General features: G+C 59.2%; 12 protein-coding genes and 1 pseudogene. 8 read left to right on the forward strand and 5 right to left on the reverse strand.

What is annotated here, in order from left to right:
* The first annotated feature begins 8 nt into the window (after positions 1 to 8).
* The gene (locus tag IB246_RS13745; protein WP_008034253.1) at positions 9 to 1,364 is read left to right on the forward strand and encodes an HlyD family type I secretion periplasmic adaptor subunit; all 1,356 of its coding nucleotides are present in this window, start codon (positions 9 to 11) and stop codon (positions 1,362 to 1,364) included.
* Positions 1,365 to 1,502: 138 nt separating this feature from the next.
* Here IB246_RS13745 and IB246_RS13750 read toward each other — a convergent pair whose 3' ends face one another.
* On the reverse strand, positions 1,503 to 2,099 hold the full coding sequence (locus tag IB246_RS13750; RefSeq protein ID WP_008040967.1) for a tRNA-uridine aminocarboxypropyltransferase: 597 nt from the start codon (positions 2,097 to 2,099) through the stop codon (positions 1,503 to 1,505).
* 4 nt (positions 2,100 to 2,103) lie between these two features.
* Positions 2,104 to 2,997, reverse strand: a complete 894-nt coding sequence (locus IB246_RS13755; RefSeq protein WP_008034255.1) for a LysR family transcriptional regulator — start codon at positions 2,995 to 2,997, stop codon at positions 2,104 to 2,106.
* A gap of 333 nt (positions 2,998 to 3,330) precedes the next feature.
* On the opposite strand from IB246_RS13755, the gene speB reads away from it, so the two are divergent.
* The 6 genes and pseudogenes from speB to IB246_RS28695 form a co-directional block, all read left to right on the forward strand.
* The gene (gene speB / locus IB246_RS13760) at positions 3,331 to 4,281 is read left to right on the forward strand and encodes an agmatinase (RefSeq protein WP_008034256.1); all 951 of its coding nucleotides are present in this window, start codon (positions 3,331 to 3,333) and stop codon (positions 4,279 to 4,281) included.
* Between the two features lie 9 nt (positions 4,282 to 4,290).
* A complete protein-coding gene (locus IB246_RS13765; RefSeq protein ID WP_008040968.1) occupies positions 4,291 to 4,713 on the forward strand; it encodes a YybH family protein in 423 nt (140 codons plus the stop codon).
* A gap of 54 nt (positions 4,714 to 4,767) precedes the next feature.
* Positions 4,768 to 6,279 (forward strand): purine-cytosine permease family protein, encoded by a 1,512-nt coding sequence (locus IB246_RS13770; protein WP_008034259.1) that lies wholly within the window; start codon positions 4,768 to 4,770, stop codon positions 6,277 to 6,279.
* A 205-nt stretch (positions 6,280 to 6,484) separates the two neighbouring features.
* Positions 6,485 to 7,864 carry a sodium:solute symporter gene (locus tag IB246_RS13775; RefSeq protein ID WP_008034261.1) on the forward strand — a complete coding sequence of 460 codons (1,380 nt, stop codon included), beginning with the start codon at positions 6,485 to 6,487 and terminating at the stop codon, positions 7,862 to 7,864.
* Positions 7,865 to 7,949: 85 nt separating this feature from the next.
* On the forward strand, positions 7,950 to 8,675 hold the full coding sequence (locus tag IB246_RS13780) for an MBL fold metallo-hydrolase (RefSeq protein ID WP_008040969.1): 726 nt from the start codon (positions 7,950 to 7,952) through the stop codon (positions 8,673 to 8,675).
* 34 nt (positions 8,676 to 8,709) lie between these two features.
* A pseudogene (locus IB246_RS28695) lies at positions 8,710 to 8,799 on the forward strand (acyl carrier protein); the annotation flags it as partial.
* Positions 8,800 to 8,892: 93 nt separating this feature from the next.
* Here IB246_RS28695 and IB246_RS28840 read toward each other — a convergent pair.
* From IB246_RS28840 to IB246_RS13790, 3 genes are all read right to left on the reverse strand, one after another.
* Positions 8,893 to 9,021 (reverse strand): PA1414 family protein, encoded by a 129-nt coding sequence (locus tag IB246_RS28840; RefSeq protein WP_007914492.1) that lies wholly within the window; start codon positions 9,019 to 9,021, stop codon positions 8,893 to 8,895.
* A 183-nt stretch (positions 9,022 to 9,204) separates the two neighbouring features.
* Complete coding sequence (locus tag IB246_RS13785; RefSeq protein WP_008040970.1) at positions 9,205 to 10,137, reverse strand: DMT family transporter; 933 nt, start codon at positions 10,135 to 10,137, stop codon at positions 9,205 to 9,207.
* 165 nt (positions 10,138 to 10,302) lie between these two features.
* Positions 10,303 to 11,139, reverse strand: coding sequence for a S1 RNA-binding domain-containing protein (locus tag IB246_RS13790; protein ID WP_008034266.1), 837 nt, complete (start codon positions 11,137 to 11,139; stop codon positions 10,303 to 10,305).
* Between the two features lie 351 nt (positions 11,140 to 11,490).
* Between IB246_RS13790 and IB246_RS13795 the strand changes: the two genes are divergently transcribed.
* Positions 11,491 to 11,679 carry a hypothetical protein gene (locus IB246_RS13795; RefSeq protein WP_028621608.1) on the forward strand — a complete coding sequence of 63 codons (189 nt, stop codon included), beginning with the start codon at positions 11,491 to 11,493 and terminating at the stop codon, positions 11,677 to 11,679.
* Positions 11,680 to 11,937 lie beyond the last annotated feature (258 nt).

Genomic DNA, 11,937 nt, shown 5'->3' on the forward strand with positions numbered 1-11,937 from the left:
GTCCGCTCATGTCATCGTCACAAAGCTCACGCGGCTACTTCGACAGCTTCAGCAAAAGCGCCGAAAGCGAGTTCATGCCGGAGACGGCCGGCGCTTCGTTGCAGGATTCACCGCGCTGGTCGCGGATCACCGTGTGGCTCGCCGCTGCGTTGATCATCAGCGCCGTGGTCTGGGCCAAATTCGCCGTGTTGCAGGAAGTCACCATGGGCGAAGGCAAGGCGATCCCGTCGAGCAAGGTTCAAGTGATCCAGAACCTGGAGGGCGGCATCGTCACAGAAATCTTCGTGCGCGAAGGGCAAATGGTGAACAAGGGCGACACGCTGCTGCGCCTGGATGACACGCGGTTTCTGTCGAACAAGGGCGAGAGTGAAGCGGATCGTTATGCCTTGACCGCGCAGGTCGAACGCCTGTCCGCCGAGGCCGAGGGGCGGCCGTTCAGTTTGTCGCCGGAGGTGATCGCCAAAGCCCCGCAAGTGGCCGAGGACGAGCGCTCGCTGTACGAACAACGGCAACGCCGGTTGGCCAGCGAGCAACGCACGCTGACCGAACAACTGCGGCAGAAAACCCAGGAACTGGCGGAGTTCCGCTCCAAACAGGGGCAATACAGTTCAAGCCTGGCGCTGCTGCAACAGGAAATGAACATGTCCGCGCCACTGGTGGGCACCGGGGCGGTGTCGCCGGTGGAAATCCTGCGGCTCAAACGCAGCGCGGTGGAAATCCGTGGTTCGCTGAATGCCACGACGCTGGCAATTCCTCGCGCCGAGTCGGCGATCAACGAGATCAAAAGCAAGATCGACGAGTCGGAACAAACCTTCCGTTCGGACGCGGCGAAGGAGCTGAATGAGAAACGCACCGAGCTGTCAAAAATCACCGCGTCGAGCATCGCCATCGACGACCGCGTGAGCCGCACCACGGTGGTATCGCCGGTACACGGGATTATCAAAGTGCTGAAGGTCAACACCATCGGCGGCGTGGTCCAGCCAGGCAGCGATATGGTGGAAATAGTGCCCATCGAAGACAACCTGCTGATCGAAGCCAAGGTGCGCCCGCAAGACGTGGCGTTCCTGCATCCGGGGCAGAAGGCGATGGTCAAGTTCAGTGCGTACGACTACACGATTTATGGTGGGTTGAGTGCCAGGCTTGAGCTGATTGGTGCGGACACGATTACTGACGACAAGGGCAATAGCTTCTATCTGATTCAGGTGCGGACCGATAAAAACCACTTGGGCGGGGATGTGAAACCGCTGCTGATCATTCCGGGGATGGTGGCGACGGTGGATATCATTACCGGGGAGAAAAGTGTGCTGGATTATCTGCTGAAGCCGGTGTTGAAAGCGCGGACGGAGGCGATGCGGGAGCGGTAATCACTTTCCGAAAAATTTGGTGTTTGACCCGGCCTCTTCGCGGGCAAGCCTCGCTCCTACAGGTTATGCGTTGATTTCGACATTACGCATACCTGTAGGAGCGAGGCTTGCCCGCGAAGGGGCTCTCACTGACACCGACTATTTCGGACCGTGGTTGCGCTGGAAAACCTCCTCCCCCATCGCCGCAATCTGCCCCTCGATCAACGCCTCGAACGGTTTCAACAACGGCTCGAAACTGACAGGCGCTTCCAGCGTCTGCAACGCCTGCACAATCGCCTCCACCGTCGACAACGCCCCCGGCGCCGGCGCCTTGCGCAAGCGATACCGCGACACGCCACCCTCCACCAAAGTCACTCGGGGCAATGCCGCCAGCAGCGGATTGAGATGCAGCATTTTGCGCGCCTTGCGCCAGGTGCCATCCGGAACAACCAACAAGAGTGGCTCATCGTTTGCGGTGTAAGCCTGCATCGGTTGCGCATCATCGGCCGGAAACAATAATCGCGCCTGATAGCCCGGCTGATTCAACAGCGCCGGCAAATCCTCGAACACCTCACCCACAACCAATTCGGCATTGTTCAACCCCAACGCCGCCAGCCTTGCGGTGTTCAGCGCATGGTTCACTTCGCTCGGATGCTGCAGCAGCAACACCCGAGTGCGGCTGTCGAGGCTCGGGATCAATGGGCACAAGCAGTGGGTTTGCGGGCGCAGGCAGCGCGGGCATTGGATTCTGGACATGGTTTCAAGCCTGATTGAGCTGCGCCTTGAGCAGGTCGCGGAAGGTCTGGATCAACGGTTCGCGGCTGCGGCCCCGGCGCATGATCATCGAGAACGGTGCCTGGTAACCGAAGGTCGCCGGCAGCAACACGCGTAAATCACCCTTGTCGGCCCAGGCCTGGGCGTAATGCTCCGGCAGGTAACCGATGTAGGCGCCGGACAGCACCAGAATCAACTGCGCCTCCATACTTTCCACGGTCGCGGCACTGTGCTTGAAGCCGTGGCGCGCCAGTTCGGCCTGGCTCCAATAGCCGCGACCGACCATGCGCTGCTGGGTGATGACCTGTTCGGGAATGCGCCGCTCGGTGAATAGCGGATGACGGCTGCTGCAATACAGCCAGTGTTGCTCGCGGTACAACGGCATGTAGACCAGCCCGCTCATGCGCGTGGAAAACGCACCGATGGCCAGGTCGAGGCGGTTGTCCTGCACGCCGAGTTGCAGCTCGTACGGGCTCATCACCGACAGGTGCAAATGCACGGCCGGGTGTTCCTGGCTGTAGGCGCCGATGGCTTCGGCGAACGGCAAGGCCTTGTCGCTGACGGTGGAGTCGATGACGCCGAGGTTCAGCGTACCGCGCAATTCGCCCTTCAGCGCCGCCGCGTATTGCTCGAAGCCTTCAAGTTCGCCGAGCAGGCGCAGGGTTTCCTGATGGAACAGCTCGCCTTTGCTGGTCAGGCTGAAACCGCCGCGCCCGCGATGGCACAGCACCAGACCGAGGGCCGCTTCGAGCTGGCTCATGTAGGTGCTGATCGCCGAGGTCGAGAGGTTGAGCTCTTGCTGGGCGTTGGCAAACCCCTGATGGCGGACCACGCTGACGAAGATGCGTAATAGTTTCAGGTCGGGTAAAGCGTTGGCCATGGGGGCTCCGTAGCGTGTATCGGTGAGTCCGCGTTGTTTGACGGCGGTTGCTGCGCAACCGATCGCCAGCAAGCCGGCTCCTACAGGTCGGCGCCGATTTCGAAACACACACAAATCCTGTAGGAGCGAGGCTTGCCCGCGAAGAGGACCTCCGGACAGACGAGAAGTCTATCCCCCCTCCCGCCATTAGTTTAGAAAAATCTGAACTAAGTATTTGTCCGTAGCGATTCTTCCCGGCCACTACATTTCGCAGAATCGGCCCCTAACGGTGCCCGAGCCTCCCCGGTGCGGTGCAACCGACATAAATAAAACAACGACGATGAGGCCCTACCCGTGGACAAGATTCTTCACCAACCACTGGGCGGCAACGAAATGCCGCGCTTCGGCGGCATCGCCACCATGCTCCGACTCCCCCATGTACCTACCGCTGCCGGCCTGGACGCTGCCTTTATCGGCATCCCACTGGACATCGGTACTTCCCTGCGCCCTGGCACCCGTTTCGGGCCGCGTGAAATCCGCGCCGAATCGGTCATGATCCGCCCGTACAACATGGCCACCGGCGCAGCACCGTTCGACTCGCTGTCGGTTGCCGACATCGGCGACATCGCGATCAACACCTTCAACCTGCTCGACGCCGTGCGGATCATCGAAGAGTCCTACGACAACATCCTTGAACACGATGTGATCCCCCTGACCCTCGGCGGCGACCACACCATCACCCTGCCGATCCTGCGTGCCATCCACAAAAAGCACGGCAAGGTCGGCCTGGTGCACATCGACGCTCACGCCGATGTGAACGATCACATGTTCGGCGAGAAAATCGCCCACGGCACCACCTTCCGTCGCGCCGTCGAAGAAGGTCTTCTGGATTGCGACCGTGTAGTGCAAATTGGCCTGCGCGCTCAGGGCTACACCGCCGATGACTTCAACTGGAGCCGCAATCAGGGCTTCCGTGTGGTTCAGGCCGAAGAATGCTGGCACAAATCCCTGGCCCCCCTGATGGCCGAAGTTCGCGAGAAAGTCGGCGGCGGTCCGGTGTACCTGAGCTTCGATATCGACGGTATCGACCCGGCCTGGGCACCTGGCACCGGCACTCCGGAAATCGGCGGCCTGACCACCATTCAGGCAATCGAGATCGTTCGTGGCTGCCAAGGTCTCGACCTGGTCGGTTGCGACCTGGTAGAAGTCTCGCCCGCTTATGACACCACCGGCAACACCTCGCTGCTGGGCGCCAACCTGCTGTACGAAATGCTCTGCGTACTGCCTGGCGTGGCCCACCGCTGAGGATTGGTCATGAACGAACGTGATCAGGTTCTGCACGCTGCCGCCGATCTGGTGGCAGCCTTTGCCCGTAATGATCGCGAAGCCTACTTCGGCGCCTTCAGCGCCGATGCCAGCTTCGTCTTCTACACCCTCGAGCAGCCTCTGCTGTCGCGCGATGCCTATCAGGCGTTGTGGGACACCTGGCGTGCCGAGGATGGCTTCGAGGTGCTGTCGTGCACCTCGAGCAACGCTTTCGTCAGCCTGCAGGGTGACGTCGCGATTTTCATCCATGACGTGGCCACCGAGCTGCGCATGCAAGGGGAGCAACACTTCAGCCAGGAGCGCGAGACGATTGTTTTCAAGAAACAAGCGTCTGGCCAAGAACAACAAGGCCTATGGCTGGCCTGCCACGAACATTTGTCCGCAATGCCGGAAGGGCTGCCAACCCCTTAGCCAAACAGGTGACGCTCACACACGATGAGCGCGCCTTTATGATCGGAGCAGATCATGAATAACAACAACAACGACCAAAGCCTTACGCACATTGAAACCTACGGGGTCGAACAGATCCCGGACAACGAACGCACCGCAGGCCCGACGGACTTGTTCCGGATGATCTTCGGCGGTTCGAATACCTTTGCCACCGCCGTGCTCGGCAGTTTCCCGGTGCTGTTCGGCCTGTCATTCCAGGCGGGCGTCTGGGCGATTGTGCTGGGCGTGTTGCTGGGTTCGCTGATCCTCGCGCCGATGGGCCTGTTCGGCCCGATCAATGGCACCAACAACGCCGTGTCTTCCGGTGCGCACTTCGGCGTGCACGGGCGGATCGTCGGTTCGTTCCTGTCGCTGTTGACCGCCATCGCCTTCTTCTCGCTCTCGGTGTGGAGTTCGGGTGATGCGCTGATCGGTGGCGCAAAACGCCTGATCGGCCTGCCGGAAACCGACCTGACCCTGGGCCTGGCCTACGGTCTGTTCGCGATTCTGGTGCTGACGGTTTGCATCTACGGCTTCCGTTTCCTGCTGTGGGTCAACAAGATCGCGGTGTGGAGCGCCAGCCTGCTGTTCCTGCTGGGCATCTTCGCTTTCGCCGGTCCTTTCGATGTGAACTACGCCGGCACCGTGAGCATGGGCCAACCGGGTTTCTGGGCTGCCTTCATCGGCGCTGCGCTGGTGGCGATGAGCAACCCGATTTCCTTCGGCGCGTTCCTCGGCGACTGGTCGCGTTACATCCCGCGTGAAACCTCCAAGCGCCGGATCATGGCCGCGGTGGTGATCTCGCAGATCGCAACGTTCATCCCGTTCCTGTTCGGCCTCGCCACCGCCACTATCGTAGCGATCAAGGCGCCGGACTACATCGCCGCCAACAACTACGTCGGCGGCCTGCTGGCCGTCTCGCCGAGCTGGTTCTTCCTGCCGGTGTGCCTGATTGCGGTGATCGGCGGCATGTCCACCGGCACCACCTCGCTGTATGGCACCGGGCTGGACATGTCCAGCGTGTTCCCGCGTGTGCTGTCGCGGGTCAAGGCCACCCTGTTGATCGGTGTGATGTCGATTGCCTTCATCTTCATCGGACGCTTTGCGGCGAACCTGGTGCAGAGCGTGTCGACCTTCGCCGTACTGATCATCACCTGCACCACCCCGTGGATGGTGATCATGATCATCGGCCTGCTGGTGCGCCGCGGCTTCTATTGCCCGGATGACCTGCAAGTGTTCACCCGCGGCGAGAAAGGCGGTCGTTACTGGTTCACCCACGGCTGGAACTGGCGTGGGCTGGGTGCCTGGATCCCGAGTGCATTGGTCGGTTTGTGCTTTGTGAACCTGCCGGGGCAATTCGTGGGTGTACTGGGGAACCTGGCGGATGGCATCGACATCAGCCTGCCGGTAACCCTCGGCCTGGCCTCGCTGGTGTACCTGGCGCTGCTGAGCCTGTTCCCGGAATCGGCTGCGGTGTTCGGCCCGAATGATCCACGCAGCAAGAGCACGGATTCGCTCGGTAAACCGGCGTTGCGACAAGCCGCCTGATTAAACGCATTACCTGTGGTTAGGGATGACCTGTAGGAGCGAGGCTTGCCCGCGAAGGCGGCGGCACATTCAACATCAATGTTGACTGACACACCGCCTTCGCGGGCAAGTCGGAACGCCGCATCGCACGCTCCTACAGAGATGGTTTTTCCACAGGGATTGATTTCAGCCTCACCATAAAAAAGACAATCGGAGACACGCCATCATGGCATTGGATTTATTCGTCGTACTCATCTACGCCGCCGCGATGCTGATACTCGGCTACTACGGCATGCGCAAGGCCAAGACCAACGAAGACTTTTTGGTCGCCGGTCGTAACCTCGGTCCGAGCCTGTACATGGGCACCATGGCCGCTACCGTTCTGGGCGGCGCCTCTACCGTCGGCACCGTACGCCTGGGCTACGTCCATGGCATTTCCGGTTTCTGGCTCTGCGCGGCTCTCGGTTGCGGGATCGTGGCGCTGAACCTGTTCCTCGCCAAACCGCTGCTGAAACTGAAAATCTACACCGTTACTCAGGTGCTGGAAAAACGCTACAACCCGATGGCCCGCTCCGCGAGCGCGGTGATCATGCTGGCGTATGCACTGATGATCGGCGTGGTTTCGATCCTGGCCATCGGCACCGTGCTGCAAGTGCTGTTCGACCTGCCGTTCTGGCTGTCGGTATTGGTCGGCGGTGGCGTGGTGGTGATTTATTCGGCGATCGGCGGCATGTGGTCCCTGACCCTGACCGACATCGTCCAGTTCGTCATCAAGACCGTGGGCCTGATGTTCATCCTGTTGCCGATCTGCCTGTACCGCGTCGGTGGTTGGGATCAGTTGGTGGCCAAACTGCCGGAGGCGAGCTTCAGCTTCACCACCATCGGCTGGGACACCATCATCACCTACTTCGTGATCTACTTCTTCGGCATCCTGATCGGTCAGGACATCTGGCAACGGGTGTTCACCGTCAAGACCGCCAAGGTCGCGCAATACGCCGGTACTGCCGCAGGCCTCTACTGCATCATCTACGGTCTGGCGTGCGCCCTGATCGGCATGGCCGCTCACGTACTGATCCCGGATCTGGACAACGTCAACAACGCTTTCGCCGCCATCGTCAAACTGTCGCTGCCTGACGGTATCCGTGGCCTGGTCATCGCCGCTGCACTGGCCGCCATGATGTCCACCGCCAGCGCAGGCCTGTTGGCTGCCGCCACTACTCTGAGCGAAGACCTGCTACCTAAACTGCGTGGCGGTAAACAGTCGAGCCTGAGCCTGAACCGCCTGGTGACGCTGCTGACCGGTATTGTCGTGCTGGGTATCGCCCTGGTGGTGAACGATGTGATCAGCGCCCTGACCCTGGCCTACAACCTGTTGGTCGGCGGCATGCTGATCCCGCTGATGGGTGCGATTTTCTGGAAACGCGCCACTACCGCCGGCGCCATCGCCAGCATGGGCCTGGGCTTCGCAACCGCTCTGCTGTTCATGGTCAAGGACGGTCTGGATGCCAACACCCCGATCTACTACAGCCTGCTCGCAGGTCTGGTGAGCTTCATTGTGGTGAGCCTGATGTCTCGCCGCCCGGCTGCGGTGGCGAACGCCATCTAAGCTTTCTATAACGACTTGATGCTTTCTTCGACGGGTGTGGCGTCGGTTGCCACACCCGTTTTTTTTCGCCTGGAGAAAACCTTTGATGAAGATTGTTTCTCGCGATCAGTGGTTCGAGGTCAAGCAACTCAGCGACGGCATCCGTCTGATTCACGAGCCTTACATCCGTCCCTTCTACCGCTGCAACCTCTGGCACATTCAGGGCCGTGACAAAGACCTGCTGCTGGACAGCGGCTCCGGTTTGGTGAGCCTGCGCGAGCAACTGCCGTGGATTACCGAACGGCCATTGGTGGCGGTGGCCAGTCATTGCCATTTCGACCACATCGCCGGCCATCACGAATTTGCCGAACGCCTGGTCCACCCCGCCGAGGCCGACATCCTGGCGGCACCTGACGGCGAAAACGATTTGAGCCGGGCATTTGTCGGCGACGATATGTTCGAGGCACATCCTGATTGCCCGCTGTGCTATGCCGAGTACCGGGTCAAAGCCGCGCCGGCCACGGGAATGATCGAGGAAGGTGACGTGCTGGATCTGGGCAATCGCGTATTGCAGGTGCTGCACACGCCGGGACATTCACCGGGCGGCATCAGCCTGTATGAAGCAGCGACCGAAACCCTGTTCAGCGGCGACATCATCTACGACGGGCCGCTGATCGAAGACGCTTACCATTCCAACCTCGACGACTACGCGCGCAGCCTGCAACGCTTGCGTGAGTTGCCGATCCGCACCGTGCATGGCGGGCATTTCGGCAGTTTTTCCGGGGAACATCTGCGCACGATGATTGATGAGTGGCAGCGCTCGCATGGCTGAAGCCTGCTGTACTCGACACCAGGGAAAACAACAGGCATTTAGCGCCGAAGAAGAGCGGATGCTCAAAATCGCCAGGACGGCGAATGATCTGAGTCGGTTTTTGATGGAGATCGGGCGACACTGATTTCGCCCGTTTTTTGAATTTACACCTGCTACGCAGCCGAATGCAGCCGTCGACAGCTGCTACAACACGGCTGCGGTGTTCCAGACCTTGACGTTACCGACGACGCTGCTGGCGTCGACGCTGTTCATCGTCAGTGCGAATAGGCACAGGTTGCAGAGGCGGTTCGATCAAACCGAGTGCGACACCCAGGTCATGCAGCCAGTTTTGAATTTTCTCTTTCATGGTGCCCCCTTCAGGGTAGTGCCGAGCGGCTGAAATTCTGTAGCCCCTTCGCACTGATAATAGTCCGAAGTCCTACGAAATGCTCGGCAAAATCCGCAATGATCTGTTACTGAATTGATCAAAATACCTGACCATTAGCTCAGGCAATCGCCTGGGCCTGAATCGACACCCTGGGTAGACCGGTCACTGCTGGCCAAGGGCTTTGCGCAAACGACGGCGCACCCACTGCTCAGCGCTGACAAACGTAATGCCGAGCAGCACCAGCACGGCACCGATGACAAAGTTGAGACTCAGCGCCTCACCCAGCAACACCACGCCGAACGTGACGCCGAACAACGGCGTCATGAACGAAAACACCGCGAGGTTCGCCGCCAGATACCGGCGCAACAGCCAAAACCACGTCAGGTAGCTGAAAAACGAGACCACCAGCCCCTGGAACAGCACGCTGGCCACGGCCACGGTGGTCAGACTGACATGGGTAACCTGGCCGCTGAGCATCGCGATCAGCAGCAGGCCGACGAAACCGACAATCAATTGATAGAACAACGTGAGCGTCACCGGCGCTTCCGACAGGCGCGAGGCCCGCACCACGACCGTGGTCGCCCCCCAGGAGGCACCGGCCAATACGCCCAGTGCATCGCCCATTAACATGCGGTGATCGAGGTTGTCCCAGGACACCCCACCGGCAAACGCGATGGCAATCCCGACAAACGCCAGAAAAATCCCCAACCATTGCACCGGTCTTAAACGCTCACTCGGCAACAGCCAGTGCACGCCCAACGCGGTGAAGATTGGCGCGGTGTAAAGGAACACCGACATGTGTGCGGCCGTGGTCAGCTGCAAGCCTTCGGAAATGAAGAAAAATTCCAGTCCAAACAGCGCGCCGGCCAGTAGTCCGCCGCGCCACGTATGGCTGACCTGATCCCAACCGCCCTTCCAGCAGATCAGCAATCCTACAAGCAACGCAGAAATGCCTGACCGACCGGCAGCCTGCATGACTGGCGCGATGTCCGGCGCAGCCCACTTGATCATGACTTGCTGTACGCCCCAGATCAGGCACAACCCGACCATCACTTGCAGGGCAAACCCATCGGCGCTACGCCGGGTGGCGCTCACCGGAACACCTCGACAATACAATCCATGGCAGTGACTCACAGTAGAAAGCAAAGCCCCGACTCAAGGTCGGGGCAAATATTTATGCTGTCGATTATTAACCAGATGGCCAGAAAAAGTAGCCTGTGGGAGACCTTCAAGTCACCACGGACGCCATCTTGCGCGACGTCACTTCAGTTCAATGCGATCGGCATGAATGACGATCTGGCCATTCTTGTACAACGCGCCGATGGCCTTCTTGAAGTTGCCCTTGCTGACACCGAACATGCTGGTGATCACCGCCGGATCGCTCTTGTCGCTCACCGGCAGCGCGCCGTTGTTGTCGCGCAACTTGGCGAGGATCTTCGAGTTCAGGCTGGTGGCGGCTTCTTCGCCCACTGGTTGCAGGCTCAGGCTGATCTTGCCGTCGGCACGGACTTCTTTGATGAAGCCCTTCTCTTCTTTACCGGCGCGCATGAACTTGAAGATTTCGTTCTTGTGGATCAAGCCCCAGTGCTTGTTGTTGATGATTGCCTTGAAGCCCATATCGGTGGCTTCGGCAACCAGCAGATCAACTTCCTGGCCAGGGGTGTAGTTGGCCGGGGTCTTGTCCAGGTAACGGTCCAGACGCGCGGTCGCGGTGATACGACGGGTGTGCTTGTCGAGGTAGACATGCACCACGACGTACTCGCCCGCGGTCATCTGACGCTTTTCTTCGGAAAACGGCAGCAACAGATCCTTCGGCAAGCCCCAATCCAGGAAGACGCCGATGCTGTTGACTTCAACGACTTTCAAACTGGCGAATTCACCGACCTGAACTTTCGGCTTTTCGGTAGTTGCGATGAGTTTGTCATCGCTGTCCAGATAAATAAAAACGTTGAGCCAGTCTTCATCTTCGCTGGGAATATCTTTGGGAATATAACGATTAGGCAGAAGGATTTCGCCGTCCGCACCACCGTCCAGATATAAACCGAAGTTAGTGTGTTTAACCACTTGCAAACTGTTGTAACGCCCGACTAAAGCCATTTCCAATACCCTCATTGCGTGGGCGGCATTCTACCCGTTTTTGCAGGCCGCGTTCGGCGCCCGGCCCGGTGGCGCGAGAAAATCCTCTGGGGGCCTTAATTTTCCTGGGGTTTGACAGGCAGGTCTGGCCGCTCGTCAGGCCGACCTGTCGATTCATCTCTCTTCCAGCCAGGTAAAAATCCATTCTCCCCCACCGATGTTCTTATTTAAAACAGCAGCTTAGGAACATAACTCGAATAATAACTTGCGATTAATGGCGCTTTTGTGATGTGTATTTCAGGGGGATATTTGCCAAGCAATTGTCAAGTATTTCCTGTACGATGCGTGGCCAAGTTAATTTTCTACAGGTTAATGGCCGCCATGCGCGTAAAAGCATCCACCAGCAAAGCAAAGCCAGCTCCAGCCGTTGAAACCAGCGAATCGATCAACAATCAGATTGCTGCGTTCCTCAAATCCGGCGGCGAGATCCAGCAAATTGCCAAAGGCGTCAGCGGCCAGACGTTCGGCCCGTCCAAGCAGATTACCTTGGGCAAAAAATAACACCCGCGTTACCTGGTCCCTAAGCGCTTTGAGCTTCGAAGCGCTTGGACTGGAACCCTCCCCGTAACACCCCGCCAAACCCATCAAAATTTCAAAAATCGACGAACGGCCCTCGATGCCGAGCATTCGCCGGTAGCTCCGCCTATTCCGGGCACAACAGTCAGTGCGTTGGCCTGGTCACCTTCAAGGCTGAACGCGCGTTTTATTGATTGGCTGAACTGGCAGGCTCATCCTGCGATCACATGAGAACCTACGCTT

This window comes from Pseudomonas sp. PDM01, from assembly GCF_014852325.1.
Lineage (GTDB): Bacteria > Pseudomonadota > Gammaproteobacteria > Pseudomonadales > Pseudomonadaceae > Aquipseudomonas > Aquipseudomonas migulae.